This window comes from Klebsiella sp. MISC125, assembly GCF_051131775.1.
GTDB lineage: Bacteria > Pseudomonadota > Gammaproteobacteria > Enterobacterales > Enterobacteriaceae > Klebsiella.
The window spans coordinates 5,604,467-5,625,887 of the sequence record NZ_CP180448.1 but is presented as its reverse complement, the minus strand read 5'-3'; the positions used below and the strand labels follow the sequence as shown (position 1 = coordinate 5,625,887).

At 51.4% G+C, this 21,421-nt stretch carries 15 protein-coding genes; 9 read left to right on the top strand and 6 right to left on the bottom strand.

Going from position 1 to position 21,421, the window contains the following annotated elements; translation table 11 throughout:
* The first annotated feature begins 61 nt into the window (after nucleotides 1-61).
* Entirely contained in the window at nucleotides 62-805 is a 744-nt protein-coding gene (gene cysQ / locus ACMYSL_RS26290) for a 3'(2'),5'-bisphosphate nucleotidase CysQ (protein ID WP_434660485.1), read from the top strand.
* Here cysQ and ACMYSL_RS26285 read toward each other — a convergent pair.
* Complete coding sequence (locus tag ACMYSL_RS26285; RefSeq protein WP_139540969.1) at nucleotides 795-1,352, bottom strand: YtfJ family protein; 558 nt, start codon at nucleotides 1,350-1,352, stop codon at nucleotides 795-797. The two genes, cysQ and ACMYSL_RS26285, sit on opposite strands and share 11 nt — an antisense overlap.
* Nucleotides 1,353-1,674: 322 nt before the next feature.
* On the opposite strand from ACMYSL_RS26285, the gene ACMYSL_RS26280 reads away from it, so the two are divergent.
* From ACMYSL_RS26280 to ACMYSL_RS26255, 6 genes are all read left to right on the top strand, one after another.
* Entirely contained in the window at nucleotides 1,675-1,881 is a 207-nt protein-coding gene (locus tag ACMYSL_RS26280; protein ID WP_110274431.1) for a DUF1107 domain-containing protein, read from the top strand.
* A 1,332-nt stretch (nucleotides 1,882-3,213) separates the two neighbouring features.
* Nucleotides 3,214-3,795, top strand: a complete 582-nt coding sequence (locus tag ACMYSL_RS26275; protein ID WP_182235763.1) for a hypothetical protein — start codon at nucleotides 3,214-3,216, stop codon at nucleotides 3,793-3,795.
* A 126-nt stretch (nucleotides 3,796-3,921) separates the two neighbouring features.
* Nucleotides 3,922-4,494, top strand: a complete 573-nt coding sequence (locus ACMYSL_RS26270) for a fimbrial protein (RefSeq protein ID WP_182235765.1) — start codon at nucleotides 3,922-3,924, stop codon at nucleotides 4,492-4,494.
* Between the two features lie 59 nt (nucleotides 4,495-4,553).
* Entirely contained in the window at nucleotides 4,554-5,279 is a 726-nt protein-coding gene (locus ACMYSL_RS26265; RefSeq protein WP_434660484.1) for a fimbrial biogenesis chaperone, read from the top strand.
* A 38-nt stretch (nucleotides 5,280-5,317) separates the two neighbouring features.
* Nucleotides 5,318-7,852, top strand: coding sequence for a fimbria/pilus outer membrane usher protein (locus ACMYSL_RS26260; protein WP_434660483.1), 2,535 nt, complete (start codon nucleotides 5,318-5,320; stop codon nucleotides 7,850-7,852).
* Entirely contained in the window at nucleotides 7,849-8,967 is a 1,119-nt protein-coding gene (locus ACMYSL_RS26255) for a fimbrial protein (protein WP_434660482.1), read from the top strand. Before ACMYSL_RS26260 ends, ACMYSL_RS26255 begins: the two co-directional genes overlap by 4 nt.
* Nucleotides 8,968-9,024: 57 nt before the next feature.
* Here the strand turns inward: ACMYSL_RS26255 and araC are convergent, their stop codons facing one another.
* From araC to msrA, 5 genes are all read right to left on the bottom strand, one after another.
* A complete protein-coding gene (gene araC / locus ACMYSL_RS26250) occupies nucleotides 9,025-9,897 on the bottom strand; it encodes an arabinose operon transcriptional regulator AraC (RefSeq protein ID WP_182235773.1) in 873 nt (290 codons plus the stop codon).
* A 29-nt stretch (nucleotides 9,898-9,926) separates the two neighbouring features.
* Nucleotides 9,927-11,936 (bottom strand): beta-galactosidase, encoded by a 2,010-nt coding sequence (locus ACMYSL_RS26245; protein ID WP_434660481.1) that lies wholly within the window; start codon nucleotides 11,934-11,936, stop codon nucleotides 9,927-9,929.
* Nucleotides 11,937-11,954: 18 nt separating this feature from the next.
* On the bottom strand, nucleotides 11,955-13,187 hold the full coding sequence (locus tag ACMYSL_RS26240; RefSeq protein ID WP_434660480.1) for an oligosaccharide MFS transporter: 1,233 nt from the start codon (nucleotides 13,185-13,187) through the stop codon (nucleotides 11,955-11,957).
* A 345-nt stretch (nucleotides 13,188-13,532) separates the two neighbouring features.
* Nucleotides 13,533-14,876: a hemolysin family protein gene (locus ACMYSL_RS26235; protein ID WP_110274423.1), complete on the bottom strand. Its 1,344-nt coding sequence runs from the start codon at nucleotides 14,874-14,876 to the stop codon at nucleotides 13,533-13,535.
* Between the two features lie 179 nt (nucleotides 14,877-15,055).
* Nucleotides 15,056-15,694, bottom strand: coding sequence for a peptide-methionine (S)-S-oxide reductase MsrA (gene msrA / locus ACMYSL_RS26230; RefSeq protein ID WP_434660479.1), 639 nt, complete (start codon nucleotides 15,692-15,694; stop codon nucleotides 15,056-15,058).
* A gap of 218 nt (nucleotides 15,695-15,912) precedes the next feature.
* Between msrA and tamA the strand changes: the two genes are divergently transcribed.
* Together tamA and tamB are read left to right on the top strand one after the other, a co-directional pair.
* Nucleotides 15,913-17,646 carry an autotransporter assembly complex protein TamA gene (gene tamA / locus ACMYSL_RS26225; protein WP_434660478.1) on the top strand — a complete coding sequence of 578 codons (1,734 nt, stop codon included), beginning with the start codon at nucleotides 15,913-15,915 and terminating at the stop codon, nucleotides 17,644-17,646.
* Nucleotides 17,643-21,419: an autotransporter assembly complex protein TamB gene (tamB, locus tag ACMYSL_RS26220; RefSeq protein WP_434660477.1), complete on the top strand. Its 3,777-nt coding sequence runs from the start codon at nucleotides 17,643-17,645 to the stop codon at nucleotides 21,417-21,419. Before tamA ends, tamB begins: the two co-directional genes overlap by 4 nt.
* The last annotated feature ends 2 nt before the right edge of the window (nucleotides 21,420-21,421 follow it).

Below are 21,421 nucleotides of genomic sequence, written 5' to 3'. Positions count from 1 at the left end.
ACCATGATGCGATATAAATAAAACAACGAGTTAACGCCACTGTAACCAGAAGAGGTGGAGAATGTTAGAACAAGTATGTCAGCTTGCACGGATCGCGGGTGATGCCATCATGGATGTTTACGATGGAAAACAACCGATGGATGTTGCCAGCAAGAAGGACGATTCTCCGGTCACGGCGGCGGATATTGCAGCGCATAAGGTGATTATTAGCGGCCTGATGGCGTTGACTCCTGATATCCCGGTTCTGTCGGAGGAGGATCCGCCGGCATGGGAAATCCGCCAACACTGGCAGCGCTACTGGTTGGTAGACCCGCTGGACGGTACCAAAGAATTTATCAAACGTAACGGTGAATTCACCGTCAATATCGCCTTGATTGAAAACGGGAAACCGACGCTTGGTGTGGTTTATGCCCCGGTAATGAAGGTGATGTACAGCGCGGAAAAGGGGAAAGCATGGAAAGAAGAGTGCGGCGTCCATAAGCAGATTCAGGTTCGTGATGCGCGCCCGCCGCTGGTGGTGATTAGCCGCTCCCACGGCAATGACCCGGAGCTGCAGGAGTATCTGGAGCAGCTTGGTGAACACCAGACCACCTCAATCGGTTCCTCGCTCAAGTTCTGCCTGGTGGCTGAAGGTCAGGCCCAGCTTTATCCGCGTTTCGGGCCGACCTGTACCTGGGACACCGCAGCTGGTCACGCTGTTGCCAGCGCTGCCGGGGCGCACGTTCACGACTGGCAGGGGCGCACCCTTGATTACACGCCGCGTGAATCGTTCCTCAACCCCGGCTTCCGGGTCTCTATTTACTGAGTAGTTTGTGCAGCAGGGCGACCACCTGCTGCACTTCATCCTGAGTGAGCGCACCATCTTTGGCCCACTGCACGCGACCGTCTTTATCCAACACCACGATTGCGGAACTCTCTTCATTAAGCTGCCACGCTTTGCGCACCACGCCATTGCTATCGACAATAAACTGCGACCACGGATAGAGCTGCTTATTGCTCTCAATACTGCTGCGGACAAATATACTCGAGCCGGGGATAGCATCGTCGGTATTGACGATGGTGGTGGTTTGATAGCGATCGTGCGGCAACTTCGCGCTTTTAATCGCCTCAATCAGCGTTGCGTTTTTCTCTTTTGCCGATGAGCGTCCGGCAATGTGCTGCACGACGCGCACTTTTCCTGCCAGCAGCGAGCTATTCCAGTTTTTATAGCTAAACTTATCATTATCCAGCACTAATTCTCCCCGGTCCGCCACGCCGACCGGCGCGACGCGCTGACCGTCGACAAAGTTATGTGCCGACGCCACCAGTGGGAAGAGGAGACATGAAGCGGCCAGTAATCTACGTAGGGTCATGGTGTTTCCTTTTATTATTTTTGCAGGTGATCCGACCACTTGGTCTTCTTTAATCATAAGTGCGATCTATGAGCATTACCCGCAATGATGGTGCCAGTTTGCGGGTTAACGCACAAATTCGTCCAAAATCGGCGACTTATACTACCTTCATCGGATGCCTGAAACGAAAACTCTGAATTAATGTCATCAAAGAGTAAATAAACTTATACATACTGGGTATCACTCAGATTCTGGACTATAGTTTCAGGGCATTAAAATTTGCGCTCCCGGTACGTGGGCTAACTGTGGCACCACAAGAGCGTAACCCTGGCAGGAGACAACAATGAAAATTTTCCAACGCTACAACCCGCTACAAGTAGCGAAGTACGTGAAAATCCTGTTCCGTGGACGTTTGTATATCAAGGACGTTGGCGCTTTTGAGTTCGATAAGGGCAAAATCCTTATCCCGAAGGTTAGGGACAAGCTGCATTTGTCAGTGATGTCCGAAGTCAATCGTCAGGTTATCCGTCTGCAAACAGAGATGGCTTAACCTGAATAGTGGTATGGCAACACGGTAAAAAGGCGGCTCCCAACGGGAGCCGTTGATGTTTCTGGGCCTTTACTTTCCACAATACGTTGGCGATGTATTATCCAAACGCGGGTAAAAACCTCATCAAGTAAACTTTCGCAGCGTTTGCAATTGGTAGCCGCACTGTATCTGGCAGTAACCTTACACCTGGATTTAAATGTTTAAATTTTCTTCAGTTCAGGGTTTTTAAATATAAAATTCTTTTGTTTCAATGTGTTAGTGTGTTTTCTTTTTTTCTATTTTTAATTTGTTAATAATTATTAATTTATTCTTTGTTTAAATGAGTAAAATCTCAATTTCAATGTAAAATCATTTACATGCATACGTCATTAATTAATATGGTGAATTGTTTCTAATTAATTAGCACAATAACATAAATTTTATTATGGGGATTCCGTTAAGGTCTTTGCCACGAAAAATGAGCCATAAAGCAAGTGCTTTCTTTCATCTTAATTGCTAAGTAAGAGACGGAATTCTTATGTGTAAATCAATAATCTCCTTACCAGTGTCACATTATCGTATCTCTACGAGGTTCAGTAAACGGAACGAGCCTCCGTTACCCTGGAGATGAAGCTCGATTAAAAAAATGGATACCAGATCATGTTCATCACCGCTATTACTTAATGAAGTGTCATCTCATCTGAGTTTAGCTATGAAAGTTAATGTTTCCTTCCCTCTAGAGTGAAGGGTGGTGGTAGGGCAGAGCGCATATGGTTTTCGGGATTTGAGGACTTTTAAGCGTTTGCTCAACTCTTAAGTTCACATTGATGAGATAAGACAAGAAATATCTGAGTAGAACAAATTTATATTCTTAGGATTATTGTTATGGGTTAACTTTTCAGTAACTAATGTGATTTTCAGGTTTGGATGATGATTATAAATATTGGATAGGATTATTAGTGCCGTTTAACATTTGTTCCTTTAGTGTTGGTTTGTTGTTATTCAATTGGTGCTGTTATCTGCCTGGATCGTGATTATTTATTTTTATCTTAATCCAAAAGTTTGATTGGTCGTTTGATTGTGAATATTTGGAATTAACACCTGCTTTTGATGCATCTTTATGGTTTATTTATCTTTTATTTTGTTAATTGTTGTATTTTTATTTTGATAAGTGCTAGTGGTTTTTGATTTAATTTTTTATTTGTTTATTCGTGGCAAAAAAGCTTTTTCATAAAAAAATATTTTGCCAAAATAAGCACCAGATAAGATGTTTCTTGTGGGTATGATGTAGACGGAACTGAAAGCATCATAATTTGACTATGACTTTGCTACCCTGACGGAACAGGCGGCTATATGGTTAATTATTATATTATTTCTAACGATGGATATTTTTCCTATGGATTGGGGGAAACGTTAAAAAATCTAAAGAAAGCAGTAATGTCTTTTAATCCATCGGATATTATTCAAGGGAAGTTTCCTGAAGATGTGAACGGTTCAGTCATCCTTATTGATGTTGACTGTTGCTGGTCATTCAAGAACATTGTGTGGAAACTCAGGAATTGTAATGGGTTGATTATCCCGATATTTGACCTTACCCACAGTACTTCTCATAAGTCATGGGAGTTTGGTTATCTCTCTAAAAGGGAAACCATGGAGAATATTGTTTCTGGTCTGATTCGATTTTCGATTTCAGGGAATTACCGTACGCTTACTGCAAATCAAGAAACGGTCATTTGTGCGCAAATTGACGGAAAGGATAACCACAGCGTGGCATCCAGTCTGGATACGTCATTAGCCTCTGTATATCGTTTTAAAATTGAGGCGATGAAGCTTTGTGGTTTTTGGCCAATGAACTCTCAGGGCGTCAGATATCTTTATCAGATTTTATGCCGGAATAATTATCAGAAGCAGAAGAGTGTTCTGATAAGCCATTGAATAAACATGTTGATACCGCCGGGTATTAAATATGAGCAGTGCCAGTTCGCATGATGCTGGGGGTGCGCCTGAAATCATGAATTACCAATGATGGTAAAATTTTATTATTAATAAGGAAATATTAATATGCAAAAATCAATTATGACTCTCTCTATTGCAGCGGTACTGGGTTTAGCTGCGGTCTCTGCTCAGGCGGCGTCTACCGGGACTATTACTTTTAACGGCGAACTGACTGATACAACTTGTGAAGTCGACATCGAAGGTCAGGGTGCTGATGCTACCGTTACCCTGCCGACCGTTGGTATTAACGAACTGGCTGCTACTGGTGATGTGACTGGGCGTACTGCTTTCAATATGAGCCTGTCTAAATGTTCTATTGGTACAGCTGGTCACTCTACCGTTGCCACCTTCTTCCAGCCTGGTAACTCTGTTGATCTGAGCACTGGTCGTCTGAAGAATATGACGGGTAACGCAACCGGCGCTAGCCTGCAACTGTTAGACGCATCTAACAGCTATGCAGTGATTAACGTGGGTAATACCGACCAGGTTAACAACACGGCTTATGTCGCAATTGACACTTCTGCGGGCGCCACTGCAGGTAGCGCACTGCTGCCGTACGCTGTTCAGTATTATGCTGAAAGCGCGACGACTGCCGGTACCGTAAGCAGCTCCGTTGTTTACAACCTGATGTATAAGTAAGCCTCAGTAATTTCTGTACAGGGGGGAGGATCCCCCCTTTTTTATCTAAGGAAGATTCTATGCTGCGAAAATTGAGTCAGTTAGCGCTATCCGGTGGGATTATTTTTTCCTTATTATTACCTGTTTCAGGTATTGCCAGTGTAGTTGTGAATGGTACTCGAGTTATTTATCCTGGTACGGAGCGGGAAGTCACGGTTAAGCTATCAAATACAGGAACGCTACCAGTGTTGGTTCAAAGTTGGATCGATAATGGTGATGTGAGTGCTAAACCTGAAAAAATTGTCGCCCCATTTATTCTGACGCCGCCAGTTAATAGAATTGAACCCGATAAGAGCCAGACGCTACGCCTTAGTTATACTGCCTCTCCTCAATTGCCAGAGGATCGTGAGTCGGTTTATTGGCTCAATGTTCTGGAGATACCTCCCGCTAAACAGAATGTGCCTAACCGTTTGCAGATGGCATTTCGCACTCGTATAAAGCTTTTCTATCGCCCAAGTGCTATTGCCGATAGAGCTAAAGCGTCTGATGCTGCTGAGAATATTAAGTGGTCAATTGTGGGTAACGAACTGCAAGCGAAGAATACATCCCCATATTACATCTCCCTGGTTTCTATTGCTGTAAATCAAGGGGGTAAAAAGTCTACCGTTGCGGGTGAAATGGTAGCGCCAATGAATCATCTAAATTTCAAATTAAAAGGTAACGCCTCCCTCGTTAGCGGCGCCAATCTTTCGTATGAATATATTAATGACTGGGGTGCCGTAAAAAAAATTAAAGCGGTTCTCTGAGTTGATACGGAATAAAACTGTGAACAGGAATGTTTGCCATGCATCATATTTTCCATTTATCTCTGCTGGCAATGGCCGTTATGACGGCCATAATTCAGGTTGCCAGGGCTGATGACACCGCCGAGAAGGTGACCTTTGACCCTGAGTTCCTGAATACATCGGAAGTTGATACAATTGATTTAAGCCGTTTTTCTTATGGGGCTTCAGCGACCCCGGGAAAACATTTGACGGAAATTTATGTGAATGGCATCGCCGCCGCTCATGAGAATGTACTATTTGTTGAGCAGAAGACTAAGCAGGTTCTGCCCTGTTTATCCGCTGAGATACTTAAAAAAATAAGCTTTGACTATAGCAAACTTCCCTCTACTTTTACCGCGGCGTTGCAACAAAACATGTCGTGCTATCCGTTATCACAGCTTATTCCTCAGGCAAAAGTTGTCTATGATTCCGGAGTTCAGCGTTTAGATATTAGCGTTCCCCAGGCCATGATGAATAATACGGCCCGCGGCTATGTTAGCCCTGAGTTATGGGATGCGGGCATTCCTGCACTTCTTTTTGGTTATAATACCAGCACTTACTCAACCCACTCCAATGGCGAAACGAACAACTCAGCCTATGCCGGGATTAATGCGGGGCTCAATATTGGTGCCTGGTATTTTCGCCATGATGGTAGCTATAACTGGGATGAGAATAGCGGCAGCAATTACCAATCAATCAATAATTTTGTTCAGCGCGATATTCCACGGATCACCGGACGCTTACTGGTAGGGGAAACGTCAACGGGTGGACAGGTTTTTGATACGTTACCGTTCAAAGGAATTGAGTTAGTCAGTGATGACAGGATGTTACCTCAGTCGCAGCAAGGCTATGCCCCGGATATCCGCGGTATTGCGCGAACCAACGCTCGCGTGACGATATCTCAGAACAGCAGAGTGATATATGAAACAACGGTGACACCCGGTGCGTTTGTGATTGACGATCTGTACCCCACGGGTTTTGGTGGCGATCTGGATGTGACGATCACGGAAGCCGATGGCTCGATTCAGACGTTTAAAGTTCCTTATGCCTCAGTGACTCAACTCCTGCGGCCCGGTGCTCATCGCTATGACGTTGTTGTTGGTAAGATGAATGACCCATCCGTTCAATCCGATCCGGGTTTGTATATGGCGACCTGGCAGCAAGGGTTAACAAATAGTTTAACCGGATATGGCGGCATTCAGGGTAGCGGCAGTGATTACTATGGGATCATGCTCGGGGCTGCGGTCAGTACCCCTATTGGTGCGTTTGCCGCCGACGTCACTCAGGCACGAGTGCACTTGCATACCGATGAAGTTGCCGCCAGTTCCGGGCAAAGCTACCGCGTTAGCTACAGCAAATTTTTGCAGCAGACTAACAGCAACCTGACGATCGCGGCTTACCGCTATTCCACCTCCGGCTATTACGACTACAGCACGGCAATGCGGATGCGAGACGAACTGGAACATGACGGCTCAGTTGACAATATCTGGCGGCCCAAAAACCGGTTTAACATCACGGTAAACCAAGGACTGGCAGAAGGATGGGGCCAGGTATATGTCACGGGTTATACCCAGGATTACTGGAACTACGGCAAGTCTGATTTGCAGTATCAGATGGGTTACAGCAATAGCTGGCGTACGATCAACTATAACATTAGCGCCGCGCGGGTCAGAAACAGCAGCGGGGGAACAGAAACCAACTGGCTGTTTAATATGACGATGCCGCTAGGCTCCATTAACGGTAGCCATGTACCCACCCTGAACACCAGCTTGAGCCATAGCACCAACGGACGCACCGGCGAACAAGTTGGCGTGTCGGGCACTCTGGGAAGTGATAATCAGTTCAACTATGGCGTAACGGGAATGAACTACAACCAGGGAACGGGAAGCAGCATGTCTATGAACGGCGGCTATCGTTCGCCATTTACCAACATGACTGCCACCTACGGCGCGGGTGAACATTACCAGACGACATCCGTTGGCCTGAGCGGCACGGTGATTGCCTGGCAAAATGGCGTGGTGATGACGCCTTATACCGGAAATACCTTTGCCGTTGTCGAAGCGAAAGGGGCTACGGGGGCTAAAGTGGGCGGTTATTCCGGTGTTCGCATCGACCCGTGGGGGCATGCGGCCATTCCTTATCTTAACCCTTACGAGATGAATGAAATCACTATCGATCCGAAAGGGACCTCTCAGGATGTCGAACTGGAAAATACCAGCTCTAAGGTGGCCCCTTATGCCGGAGCGGTAAGCCGGGTGGTCTTTAAGACCCGTCGCGGCACGCCGTTACTTATCACTGCGAAGCGTGATAGCGGTGAGGAAGTGCCGTTTGGCGCAGACGTCTTTGATAGTCAGAACAATAACATCGGCAGCGTGGGCCAGATGGGGCAAATCTATGCTCGAGTGGAAAACCAAAGAGACACGTTGACGGTGAAATGGGGAAGCGGTCAGGCGCAGCGCTGCCAGGTGAGCTATCTGCTCACCCCACAGCCTAAAGAGGGTCCAGGGAAAAACCTTGTGCGCGTGAATTCCACTTGTAGCGGAGGTGCCAAATGATGAGTAGCAGAAAAAGAGTAATAAGGGCCATCACGCTTTTCCTACTGACTTTTTCAGGGGCCAGCTTTGCTGATGTGAACTGTACTGGATCAAAAAACAGTTTTGCTGATACGGTAACGCTGAATGGCGGCATGATTACCGTTGGCGACGATCTGCCTGACGGTACGGTCATCTATAACGCGCAATATCGCGCTGATGGCCACGTATATATGATTTGCGAACCGGATGACTATTATTTGAGTAACTGGGTTGATTATGAATCTACCCCGATGCCGCTATCGTCCTGGTCAAGCGGGTCTTTGGGGGGCAAAGTTTATCAAACCAGCGTTCCCGGTGTTGGCGCACTGGTGACCGGGCTGACCAGCTATGGTTCTATCAGCGGGGCGCTATTCCCCAGGATTGAATCTAGCTTTACATTGAATCTCACAGGTAAAGGTCATGGTTACCAGCTCTGGCTCATTAAAACCGGGCCCGTATCTGCAGGGATGATAAATGGTGCGATACTGCCTACTGTAAAATCGTATGTTCCCGCAACACCTGGATATACCGGTTTGCCGATGACGGTTGGGACGCTAAGATTTGCCGGTTCCATTAATATTGTTAAAGGGACCTGCAGCGCTTCTGATGTCACCGTAGAGTTGGGACGTCACGATCTTACGGAGTTTAGCGGCGTGGGATCCACGACGGCGTGGAAAGATGCGGCGATTATTCTGACTAACTGCTCGCAGTTTCACGGTACATATGGCAGCAGTAATTCCACTGTGCAAGTGACGGGCTCAGGTTCATTACCAACGGGTACGCCTAATGGTAATACCTTCAACGTTTATTTACAGCCGACCAGTGATGAAGTTCTGGATGCTTCCCGAGGTATCCTGAATATCAGTGCCCCGAATGGCAAAACAGCCGCTGTCGGATTCGGCATTGAAATAGGTTGGGGAAAGGCTGCTGGTTCGCCAACAACATTTGACTTTAATAGCGCAAAATCGTTTGCGGCTCCGAGTAATGGAAACCCTATCATTGCAATCCCGCTGGCTGCTCGCTATATCCAGACCCAGTCGCAGGTGATGCCTGGAATCGCCAACGGTCGGGTGACGTTTATTGTCGATTATATGTGATTTTCTCTATCGATATAAACAAACGGCTCCCAACGGGAGCCGTTGATGTTTCTGGGCTTATCCCTTCATTTCCGCATAGCGTTTACGGTACTCGCCCGGCGGGATGCCGTTATGTTTACGGAAAATTCGCGTGAAATAGACCGGATCTCCATAACCCACCGACAGCGCGATTTTATTAAGCGGCAGCGAGGTACTTTGTATCAGCCACTTAGCGCGGTTGATTCGCTGGGTCTCGCGCCAGGCGTATACCGTTTGTCCCAGCTCATTTTTGAACAGATGCGCCAGTCGCGACGGGGAGATAAAAACCATCGCCGCCAGAGTCTCAATCTTAACCTCCTGCGCGATATGCTCGTTAAGGTAGTCGCATATGGCGTTAATACGCGGATCGTGAGCGTGGCGGTTGCTGATCGGCTGTAGTTGGAAGCAACTGAGGATCAGGCGCTCCAGTGCGTTCATCGCCAGCGCTTCTGAGAGTGGGGCAGATGCCGAGTGATGACGGATGACCTCATAGAAAAGATCGCGCAGATTTTGCAACTGCTCAGGATCGTTAACCGTTGTCTTGCCGATACCGTGGGTGGATTGATCCCATTTCAGCCAGTCTATCCAATAGGGCCGGGGGATAAAGTAGATCCATAAATGATCCCAGTACTCGCTGTGTTCGTCCCGCCCATAATGGTGAGCCACGCCGGGCGGGAACAGCAAAAGATCGTTTTCACGGAACAGAAGGGAGCCGTCGCCCGCTTTGGCGCGCGCCTGCCCACGCAAGGTTAGATTGATGATATAGCCTTTCATTCCCTGCGGGCGGTTAATGTAGTAATCCAGCTTTGACCCACGGGTAATCGGGGTAAAGCCTGCGACAACCCAGGCGTTGAAGGTAAAGGTCTTCATCAAGGGTGAGAAATTGAGTAACTCGTTGATATCCAGCTCCATATTTCCCCCGCCTGAGCGCCGCTGCTTGATTAACTTTCGATGATACTAAATTCCCATGCCTTGAGACGCAACGGCTGGCCGCAGCGCACTTCATCCCCGCTCAATAACGCTTTGCCTGCCGTTTCGCTGATAAACTCCAGCGGCTCACCGGAGTAGTTGAACAAGAAGTGGATGCTGTTGCCATTGCGATTGCGCATTTTTTTGACCACCAGTGGATAGCGATATTCAGACGTGCGCGAGTGCAGATCCAGACCCGCGGTCAGGGCGTCAAACAGCTGGCTAATCAATGTCTTCTGCGGCAGAAAGCCTACGTAAATCGCGTGACCCTGACCGTAAGCCGCCTCGGTGGCGGCAGCATATTCGCCCCACGACGGATGCTGATAACGTAATAACGTGCAGGTGCCGGAATCCGGCGTCAGCAGCTCCATCCATAGCTCGGCCTGGTTATCCTTGCTGCAATCGATCGCTGCGCTGCATGAGGCCACCGTGGTCTCCTCCGGCAGGGTGAACTGACTGTAGCTCACACCGCAGGCCCGGTGCAAAATCCCCGGCTGCGTGCCGCTACGCACCTTCACATTTTCATCGCTAAAGCCTGATTTAAAGCCGATAAGCGCTCTGCCGCCCTGTTCAATATAGTGGTTGATCCGCTCCAGCAGGCCATCGTCGGCGGCGTATAACCCGGGTATAACCAGCGTGCGATAGCGCGAGGTTTCTTCGTTGACGTCGTGGATGATATCGACGCTGATATTGTGGTCGTAAAGCGCATCATGGAAACGGCGGAAAATATCGTTGTAAATATTGCCCTGCGCGTCGCCGGGGCGGAACTGGTTTAGGGCGTCCATCGCTTCATTGCTTACCAGCAGCGCGACGTCGTTTTCTGCCCGCAGATCCGCCAACTGTGGTGACAGACGGGCGAAGTCAGCGCCGATAGTGGTGGCTTCCTGCCAGGTCGCGTTGCGCGAGAAGTCATGGCTTAGCAACCCCTTCCAGTAGGTCTCGAATGAGTTATGAATTGAATGCCAGTGCCAGTAGGAGACCATCGCCGCACCGGATGCTACGTGGCTAAAAGCCTGTAGACGTAGCTGACCGGGGTAGGGTGTCCATTGGGCGAAGCCCTGTGCCTGGGTCTCCAGTACGAAGTAGTTCCGGCCCTGCTTTAGCGAACGGGTGATAGCACCGCCAAAAGCGATTTCCCGCCCGGTCAGGTGCTTTTGGCTCGGGTGATAGATATCGACACCGGCAATATCCAGCGCCTGTGCAGCCGCGAAGTGATCGACTCGCGGCTGTACGCCATAGGAGTAACCGCGCCATTCAAAATCGAAGTTATGGGTGACAAACTGCTGCGGCTGCGCATATTCGCGCACGATCTCCGCCTGCCAGGCCAGATATTCCGTCACCTGCTGGCGCTGGTAGCGGGAGAACGCGCAGGCGAGGCTGGCGTTAATGGTATTTTCGACCGGCGGAAAATCCTGCCAGCTATCGATGCGGTTGCTCCAGTAATCCAGGCCGAAGTCTTTATTCAACTGCGCCAGATCGGGATATTGCTCTTGCAGGCTGCGCACAAAGCCTTCCTGCATATAGCGGCCAATATTATCGTAATGCTTGGTTTCGTTATCCAACTGCCAGCCAATAATCGCCGGATGGTGTTGCACGTGGGCCATCAGAGTACGGATAATTTTTTCGGCATAGCGACGAAAGGTCGGGTTAACGATATCCATGATCTGTCGTGGGCCATATTTTTGCTGCCCGTCCACAGTAGTGACCAGAATGTCCGGGTGTTTCGCCACCAGCCAGGTCGGGACGGCGTAGGTCGGCGTGCCGATAATTACCGCGATCCCGGCTTCGTGCATGGCGTCCAGTACCCGGTCGATATGGTAGAAGTTGAACACTCCTTCTTGCGGCTCAAGGGTGCTCCAGGTGGACTCGGCAATACGTACCACGTTAATGCCCGTTTCTTGCATTAAGGCGATATCTTTCGCCAGCCGATCTTCTGGCATATATTCATCGTAATAAGCAACACCATAATATAAAGCAGACATAAAATTTACCTCCTTAAATTAATGCGCGGGGACCGGCTGTGGAACAAAAGTTCGGGCTTTGTCGAGAGTAATAAACGAAATCAGCGTAAAGCACAGCGCAATACCGCCGAGAACGATGTAGCTGCTGGTAAAGCCCATGCTCTGGTACATATGACCGATACCGGTAGAAAGGAAAATAGAACTAAAGCTTTTAGAAAACTGGAAGCCGATTAAATAAACGGTGGCGGAAAGCAGCGGGTTGAAATTGGCAAAAATATATTTTAATGCTGCAACGAGCAGGACCGAACTTTCGAAACCGTGGAGCAGTTTAATCAAGCTGATGGAGACCGGACCAACAGCCCAGGCGGAACCGATAATACGCAGGCTCATAATCATCCCGCAGTACAGCAGGGCGTTTTTCGGGCCAATTTTATTAACGAACCACGGGGCGAAGAACATCACGATGGCATCAAGGAAAATCTGACCGGTGGTTAAATAGCCGAAGACCTCTGCGCCGCGTGCTTTGCTCTCAAAGAAGTGGCTGTAATAGATGGCGAACTGTTGATCGTAGGTTTCATACACCGCGCCAACGCCAACCATATAAATGGCGAAGAACCAGAATTTCTTCATTTTCAGCAGCGATGTGGCATCGCTTAAGGTGACCGGTGAAGCCTTGCCAGACTGCACTGCACCTTGCTTACGAGTATCAATCTGCATTTTCCAGACAATCACCAGCAGGCAAACCCCGGCACAGCTGGCCAGCCAAAAAATCATATTCTGGTCGATCCCATAGAGCTTACCTGCCGCAAAGGTGCCGATAGCGGCGCCAATGCCGCCAAACATTCTGGCGCGGCCGAACTCAAACCCGGAAGCGCGGCTGACCTTATCAATGTAGGCTTCGCAAATACCGCAGCCTGCACCGTAGGCCAGACCAATATAGATGCCTCCTGCCAGCGCGCCGAGAAAGACGTTAATTTTTAATAGGGGGGCGAAGACGTAAATCCAGTAGGGCGCGAATAAGGTAATAATTATCGCCAGCATCCACATCAGATTCTTACGGTAAACTAATTTATCAGAGACAAAGCCGAATAATGGCTGAACGCAAACGGCAATAATCGCAGTGAAGGAATAAACCAGACCCACATCGGTGTAATTAATACCGATAGTCTCCGTCAGCCACAGAGATAAATAGGGGTAACAGCATCCCCAGCCAATAAAGAAGAACAGGAAAAATAGACAGCTTATATAGTAATTTTTATTTGATTCTATCATGGTAACCCTCGCTTCCTTTATGCAGGAATATGATCGTGTTGTCGCGAGCAAAGTTACCTTTTTGCGTAAGGGGGAGTCATGAAAGTTTCGCTATGGAGCAGTAAAAATCTGCTATCGCCAGTGAGGCGTGAGCCGCTTCACATTCGGGCAATAAAAAAGGCGGATTTTTAATCCACCTCAGTTTATTGGTAAAGTGCACTTCTCTGGAATCGCCCGGTGGCGGCTAGCGCCTTACCGGGCCTACGACAAATGCGGAATTCGTTGATAGTGTGGGTTTTGTAGACCGGGCAAGGCGTTAGCCGCCGCCCGGCAGGAACCGCGAGCACGATTGTGTTCGAGAAAAAATTACGCCGACTCTTTTTCTTTATCCGCGGCATCCGGCAGTTTAGGTACCAGCACCGTCGGTTTATTGTCGATTCGGGTCACCAGCAGCTGGTCGATGCGATAGTTGTCGATATCCACCACTTCGAACTTATAGCCGGAGAATTTCACCGCATCGGTGCGTTTGGGGATTTTCCGCAGCATAAACATCATAAAGCCGCCAATGGTCTCGTAATTGCCGGACTGCGGGAAATCATCGATATCCAGCACCCGCATCACGTCGTCAATTGGCGTGCCGCCGTCAATCAGCCAGGAGTTTTCATCGCGCGCGACGATTTGTTCTTCCAGCCCCTGACCAACCAGGTCGCCCATCAGGGTGGTCATCACGTCGTTGAGGGTGATAATCCCGACCACCAGCGCATATTCGTTCATGATCACTGCGAAGTCTTCACCGGCGGTTTTGAAGCTTTCCAGCGCTTCGGATAGCGTCAGGGTATCCGGAACAATCAGCGTATTGCGAATTTGCACGCCGCCGGTCAGCACCAGGCTCTGGTTCGCCAGCACGCGGTTCAGCAGGTCTTTGGAGTCAACGTAACCGATGATGTGGTCGATATCTTCATTACAGACCAGGAATTTGGAGTGCGGATGTTCCGCCACCTTATTCTTCAGGCTCTGTTCATCTTCGTGCAGATCGAACCAGATGACGTTTTCACGCGAGGTCATTGATGAAGGCACGGTGCGTGATTCCAGCTCGAACACGTTCTCAATCAGCTCATGTTCCTGCTTACGCAGCACCCCGGCCAGCGCCCCGGCTTCAAACACCGCGTAGACATCATCGGAGGTAATGTCATCTTTACGCACCATTGGAATTTTGAAGATGCGGAAGATGTTATTGGCCATGCCGTTAAACAACCACACCAGCGGGCGGAAGATAAACAGGCAGAAGCGCATCGGGTTGATGATGCGCAAAGCGACGGCTTCGGGCGCAATCATACCGATGCGTTTCGGAGTCAGGTCAGCAAACAGGATGAACAGGCTGGTGACCAGGGTAAAGGAGATGATAAAGCTTAACTGCTCGGAGAGCTCCGGGGATAAATAGCGGCTCAGCAGGCCGTGAAAAGCCGGTGAAAATGCAGCGTCGCCGACGATACCGCCGAGAATTGCTACCGCGTTAAGGCCGATTTGCACCACGGTGAAGAACATACCGGGGTTTTCCTGCATTTTGAGCACGCGTTGAGCGTTGACGTTGCCATCATCGGCCAGCAGTTTGAGTTTGATTTTACGTGACGCGGCCAGCGAGATTTCCGATATCGAAAAGAACGCACTGACGGCTATCAGACAAAGTATTACTAAAATACTGTTTAACATATCTTATCTGACCGTTGAGATCAGATCCTCGGAAGGGAAGTGGATAACGCTAAGTGGAATTCACAAAAAACCGGTCCGAAGGCTCTGGACCGGCGATAACACGGGGTAGTATAGCGTAAGGTACTGTAAAGCCGCCAGAGCGTTAATTATTCAATCCGGCGGCCTGCCGATCTGTGAAATCAGGCCTGCGGCGGCAAACAAACGCCAATCCCGCCGATACCGCAGTATCCATACGGGTTCTTATGCAGATACTGCTGGTGGTCATCTTCCGCATAATAGAACGGTTTCGCTGTGGCGATTTCGGTGGTGATCACGCGAGTGTCGTTCGCTTCATTCATTGCCGCCTGAAAACGCGCCAGGCTGGCCTTCGCCGCTTCACTCTGCTCTGGCGTCAGCGGATAAATCGCGGAGCGATATTGCGTACCGTGGTCGTTACCCTGCTGCATCCCCTGTGCCGGGTCGTGATTTTCCCAGAATACCTGTAGCAGCTGATCATAGCTGATGACCTGCGGATCGTAGACCACGCGCACGGCTTCGGCATGACCGGTATCGCCGCTGCACACTTCGCGATAGGTCGGGTTTGGCGTATAGCCGCCAGTGTATCCAGCAGCGGTGCTGTAAACTCCAGGCAACTGCCAGAACAGGCGTTCGACGCCCCAGAAACAGCCCATGGCAAACAGGGCGACTTCCATTCCTGCAGGTACGTTAGTCATCGAGTGGCCATTAACGGCGTGGAGTGTGGCTACCGGCATTGGCGTGTTGCGCCCCGGCAGCGCATCCGCTTGGGCGACAAGATGCGTTTTATCAAATAGACTCACGGTTGGCCTCTCAAAACAGAAAATGTGGTTAATGTGGTTAAGGTTGTAACGAAGCGTGTCTTTTAACACAATAGACACGCTCAATACGTCTAGATTTAACCATAAGAATAATTTGGGCTATCGTCACTTTTTCAACCCTTAGTTGTTAGGGTTTTGTTAAGCCGTGGAGCGGCACTTTCGTTTCCTTCGGGGGGAAACAAGGATATTCAGGAGAAAACGTGCTACAAATCCGCCAGTTATGTATCACCAGCCTTTTGCTGGTCAGCGGGGTCGCCAGCGCAGCGAGCGTGCGTTTGCAGGTTGAGGGGTTATCCGGGGAACTGGAAAAAAACGTCCGCGCCCAACTATCCACGATCCAGAGCGATGAAGTGACGCCGGACCGGCGCTTCCGTGCGCGCGTTGATGACGCCATCCGCGAAGGCCTGAAAGCGCTGGGCTACTACGAACCAACGATCGATTTTGATTTACGTCCGCCGCCGGCGAAGGGGCGTCAGGTCCTGATCGCTAAAGTGACGCCCGGCGAGCCGGTGCGTATTGGCGGCACCGAAGTGATTTTGCGCGGTGGGGCCCGAACCGACAGCGACTATCTGGATCTGCTCAAAACGCGCCCGGCTATCGGCACCGTGCTAAATCACAGCGACTATGATGGCTTCAAAAGCTCCCTGACCCGCGTTGCGCTGCGTAAAGGCTACTTTGATAGCGAGTTTAATAAAAGCCAGCTCGGCGTCTCTCTCGACAGACATCAGGCCTTCTGGGATATCGACTACAACAGCGGCGAACGCTACCGTTTTGGCCCCGTGACCTTTGAAGGTTCGCAGATTCGCGACGAATACCTGCAAAACCTGGTGCCGTTTAAGCAGGGCGACTACTACACCTCGCAGGATTTAGCCGAACTCAACCGCCGCCTGGCGGCAACCGGCTGGTTTAGCTCTGTCGTTGTGGCACCGCAGTTTGAAAAGTCCCGTCAGACCAAAGTTCTGCCTTTACAAGGCGTGGTCTCCCCACGTAAAGAGAATACCGTTGAAACCGGCGTCGGCTATTCCACCGACGTCGGGCCGCGTGTCAAAGGGACGTGGAAAAAGCCGTGGATGAACTCCTACGGTCATAGCTTGACCTCCAGCCTCAGCGTTTCCGCCCCTGAACAGCAGCTCGATTTCAGCTATAAAGTCCCGCTGTTAAAAAGCCCGCTTGAGCAGTACTACCTGATGCAGGGCGGCTTCAAGCGTACGGATCTTAACGACACCAAAGCCGATTCCACAACTCTGGCCGTGTCGCGCTACTGGGAGATGTCGAGCGGCTGGCAGCGCGCGCTCAACCTGCGCTGGAGCCTTGACCACTTTACCCAAGCCAACGTCACCAACACCACCATGCTGATCTACCCCGGCGTGTCGGTAAACCGGACCCGCTCGCGTGGCGGCCTGATGCCGACCTGGGGTGATTCGCAGCGCTACTCGGTGGACTACTCCAACACCATGTGGGGCTCGGACATTAACTTTATCGTGATGCAGGCGCAGGACGTCTGGATCCGTACCCTCTACGATCGCCACCGCTTCGTGGTGCGCGGAAACCTCGGCTGGATTGAAGCCGATAACTTCAGCAAGGTCCCGCCAGACCTGCGTTTCTTCGCCGGTGGCGACCGCAGCATTCGTGGGTATAAATACAAATCTATCTCGCCTAAAGACGATGATGGCAAGCTGATGGGGGCCTCGAAGCTGGCCACTGGCTCGCTGGAATATCAGTACAACGTGACCGGCAAGTGGTGGGGGGCGGTGTTCGTCGATAGCGGCGAAGCGGTGAGCGATATCCGTAAGAGTGATTTCAAAACCGGCGCGGGCATGGGCGTGCGCTGGCAGTCACCGGTCGGGCCGATCAAGCTGGATATTGCCAGGCCGATAGGCGACAAAGAAGAGCACGGTTTACAGTTTTACATCGGTCTGGGGCCAGAATTATGAGTTTATGGAAGAAAATAAGCCTCGGCGTGCTGATCTTTCTGGTGTTGCTGCTGGGGACGGTTGGATTTCTGGTCGGCACCACCACCGGCTTGCATCTGGTGATTAAAGCCGCCGACCGCTGGGTGCCGGGGCTGGACATCGGTAAAGCCACCGGCGGCTGGCGCGACCTGACGCTGGAGAACGTACGCTTTGAACAGCCGGGCGTGGCGGTTACCGCCGGTCAGTTTCACCTTGGCGTCAAGCTGCGCTGCCTGTGGGACAGCAGCCTGTGCGTTAACGATATCTCGCTGCGCGATATCTACGTGGCGATCGATACCAGTAAGATGCCGCCAGCGGCGCCGGTTGAGGAAGAAGATAGCGGTCCGCTAAATCTTTCTACCCCGTATCCGATTACCCTGAGCCGAGTGGCGCTGCATAACGTTAACGTGAAAATCGACGATACCGCCGTTTCGCTGCGCGACTTTTCCACCGGTCTGAACTGGCAGGAGAAAAACCTGACCCTGACGCCGACCTCCCTGCAAGGGCTGCTGATCGCGCTGCCGAAGGTGGCGAAGGTGGCCCAGGAGCAGGTGGTCGAGCCGAAAATTGACAACCCGCAGCCGCAAGAAAAGCCGCTCGGCGAGACGATGAAAGACCTCTTCTCGAAGCCGGTGCTGCCGGAAATGGCCGACGTCCATCTGCCGCTGAATCTCAATATCCAGGAGTTCCGCGGCGAACAGCTGCGCCTGACCGGCGATACCGATATGACCATCTACAATCTGCTGCTTAAAGTGAGCAGCATTGATGGGCAGATGAAGCTGGACGCGCTGGACGTGGACTCTGACCAGGGGAAAGTCACCGCTTCCGGTAGCGCTCAGCTGCAGGACAACTGGCCGGTTGATATCACCCTCAACAGTACGCTGAACATCGACCCGCTCAAGGGCGAGAAGGTACAGCTGAAAGTCGGCGGCGAAGTACGTAAAAAGCTGGCTATCGGCGTGGATTTAGCCGGTTCCGTGGCGATGACGCTACGCGCCGAAGCGCAGCTGGCGGAAGCTGGGCTGCCGCTGGATATGGAAGTGAAAAGCAAGCAGCTCTACTGGCCGTTTACCGGCGAGAAAGAGTTCCAGGCTGACGATGTGCTGCTGAAATTTAACGGCAAAATGACCGACTACACCCTGGCCTTCAGCACTGCGGTGAAAGGGAAATCCCTGCCTCCGGCGAAGATTAACCTGAACGCGAAGGGCAATGAGCAGCAGGTCAATCTCGATAAGCTGACCGTCGCCGCACTGGAAGGGAAGACCGAGCTGAAAGCGCTGCTCGACTGGCAGCAGGCAATCAGCTGGCGCGGCGAGTTGACCCTTGACGGCATCAATACCGCCAAAGAGGTGCCGGACTGGCCGTCGAAGCTCAACGGTCTGATTAAGACTCAGGGCAGCCTGTACGGTGGTAGCTGGCAGATGTCGGTGCCGGAGCTGAAGATCACCGGTAACGTGAAACAAAATAAAGTTGATGTGAGTGGCTCGCTGCAGGGCAACAGCTATATGCAGTGGAAAATCCCCGGTCTGCATCTGGCGCTAGGCCCTAATAGTGCCGACGTGAAAGGCGAGCTGGGGGTCAAAGACCTTAACCTCGACGCCACCATTGATGCCCCGCATCTCGACAACGCGCTACCGGGCCTCGGCGGCACGGCGAAGGGGCTGGTGAAAGTGCGCGGCACCGTTGATGCGCCGCAGTTGCTGGCAGATATCACCGCCCGTGCGCTGCGCTGGCAGGAGCTGTCCGTTGCTCAGGTGAACGTGAAGGGCGACGTTAAATCAACCGACCAAATTGGCGGCACCCTCGATGTGCGCGTTGACCGTATTAGCCAGCCGGGCGTCAATATCAGCCTGGTGCAGCTCAATGCCAAGGGCAACGAGAAGCAGCACGACCTGCAGCTGAGAGTGCAGGGTGACCCGGTATCAGGGCAGCTGTCGCTGGCGGGGAGTTTTGACCGTAAAGAGGAGCGCTGGAAAGGGACGCTGAGCAATACCCGCTTCCAGACGCCGGTCGGGCCGGTTGCGCTGACGCGTGATATTGCGCTGGATTACCGTAACCTCGAGCAGAAAATCAGTATCGGGCCACACTGCTGGACCAACCCGAACGCCGAGCTGTGCGTGCCGCAGACTATCGACGCCGGGGCAATCGGGCATGCAGTGGTCAACCTCAACCGTTTCGACCTGGCGATGCTCAAACCGTTTATGCCAGAAGAGACGCTGGCCAGCGGCGTGTTTAGCGGTAACGCTGACGTGAGCTGGGACACCACCAAAGAGGGGCTGCCGCAGGGCAAAGTGACGCTGAACGGGCGTAACGTGAAGGTGACTCAGACCATTAACGATGCGCCGCTGCCGGTGGCGTTCGATACGCTGAACCTCACTGCCGATCTGCATAATAACCGTGCTCAGTTGGGCTGGCTGATTCGCCTGACCAATAACGGTCAACTGGATGGACAGGTTGATGTCACCGATCCGCAGGGTCGCCGTAATCTGGGCGGTAGCGTTAATATCAGCAACTTCTCGCTAGCGATGATCAACCCTATCTTCTCGCGCGGCGAGAAGGCCGAAGGGAAGCTTAACGCGCGTCTGACTCTTGGTGGTAACCTCCAGAGCCCGCAACTGTTCGGTCAGATGCAGCTCAACGGCGTGGATATTGACGGCAACTTTATGCCGTTTGATATGCAGCCGAGCCAGCTGGCGATGAATTTCACCGGTACCCGCTCGACCCTACAGGGCACGGTGAATACCCGACAGGGGCAGATTGCGCTTAGCGGCAACGCCGACTGGACGCAGATTGACAACTGGCGTGCGCAAATTGCGGCGAAGGGCAGCCGGGTACGAATTACCGTGCCGCCGATGGTGCGTCTCGACGTGTCGCCGGATGTGGTCTTCACTGCCACGCCAAGCCTGTTCAGCCTTGACGGCAACGTTGATATACCGTGGGCGCGTATCATCGTCAAAGATGTTCCGGAGAGCGCCGTCGGGGTCTCTTCTGACGAGGTGATGTTGGATAAAAACCTGCAACCGATTAAGCAGCAGAGCGCCGGTATCCCCATCAACAGTAACCTGACGATCCACGTCGGTAATAACGTTCGTCTGGAAGCATTCGGCCTGAAAGCGCGTTTAACCGGCGATTTGAAGGTGGCTCAGGATAAACAAGGGCTGGGGCTGAACGGGCAGATCAACATTCCGGACGGTCGCTTCCATGCCTATGGGCAGGATCTGATCGTGCGTAAAGGCGAGCTGCTGTTCTCCGGTCCACCGGATCAGCCGTTGTTGAATATCGAAGCTATTCGCAACCCGGATGCCACAGAAGACGACGTGATCGCCGGGGTTCGCGTAACGGGCTCAGCCGATCAGCCGAAGGCGGAGATCTTCTCCGACCCGGTGATGTCGCAGCAAGAAGCGCTTTCTTACCTGCTGCGAGGGCAGGGTTTAAGCAGCGGACAGAGCGATAGTGCGGCCATGACCTCAATGCTTATTGGTATGGGGGTTGCACAAAGTGGTCAGGTTGTGGGTAAAATCGGTGAGACGTTTGGCGTAAGCAATTTGGCGCTGGACACCGAGGGAGTGGGCGACTCCTCCCAGGTGGTAGTTAGCGGCTATGTATTGCCGGGTCTGCAGGTAAAATATGGGGTCGGGATTTTTGACTCCCTGGCGACGCTGACGTTACGCTATCGTCTGATGCCTAAGCTATATATGGAAGCCGTGTCTGGCGTAGATCAGGCTCTCGATGTGCTCTATCAGTTTGAGTTTTAGCA

What these genes read in the sequence shown, in the direction of transcription:
- cysQ (WP_434660485.1), top strand. Translation starts at nt 62, where the DNA reads ATGTTAGAACAAGTATGTCAGCTTGCACGGATCGCGGGTGATGCCATC.
- ACMYSL_RS26285 (WP_139540969.1), bottom strand. Translation starts at nt 1,352, where the DNA reads ATGACCCTACGTAGATTACTGGCCGCTTCATGTCTCCTCTTCCCACTG.
- ACMYSL_RS26280 (WP_110274431.1), top strand. Translation starts at nt 1,675, where the DNA reads ATGAAAATTTTCCAACGCTACAACCCGCTACAAGTAGCGAAGTACGTG.
- ACMYSL_RS26275 (WP_182235763.1), top strand. Translation starts at nt 3,214, where the DNA reads ATGGTTAATTATTATATTATTTCTAACGATGGATATTTTTCCTATGGA.
- ACMYSL_RS26270 (WP_182235765.1), top strand. Translation starts at nt 3,922, where the DNA reads ATGCAAAAATCAATTATGACTCTCTCTATTGCAGCGGTACTGGGTTTA.
- ACMYSL_RS26265 (WP_434660484.1), top strand. Translation starts at nt 4,554, where the DNA reads ATGCTGCGAAAATTGAGTCAGTTAGCGCTATCCGGTGGGATTATTTTT.
- ACMYSL_RS26260 (WP_434660483.1), top strand. Translation starts at nt 5,318, where the DNA reads ATGCATCATATTTTCCATTTATCTCTGCTGGCAATGGCCGTTATGACG.
- ACMYSL_RS26255 (WP_434660482.1), top strand. Translation starts at nt 7,849, where the DNA reads ATGATGAGTAGCAGAAAAAGAGTAATAAGGGCCATCACGCTTTTCCTA.
- araC (WP_182235773.1), bottom strand. Translation starts at nt 9,897, where the DNA reads ATGGAGCTGGATATCAACGAGTTACTCAATTTCTCACCCTTGATGAAG.
- ACMYSL_RS26245 (WP_434660481.1), bottom strand. Translation starts at nt 11,936, where the DNA reads ATGTCTGCTTTATATTATGGTGTTGCTTATTACGATGAATATATGCCA.
- ACMYSL_RS26240 (WP_434660480.1), bottom strand. Translation starts at nt 13,187, where the DNA reads ATGATAGAATCAAATAAAAATTACTATATAAGCTGTCTATTTTTCCTG.
- ACMYSL_RS26235 (WP_110274423.1), bottom strand. Translation starts at nt 14,876, where the DNA reads ATGTTAAACAGTATTTTAGTAATACTTTGTCTGATAGCCGTCAGTGCG.
- tamB (WP_434660477.1), top strand. Translation starts at nt 17,643, where the DNA reads ATGAGTTTATGGAAGAAAATAAGCCTCGGCGTGCTGATCTTTCTGGTG.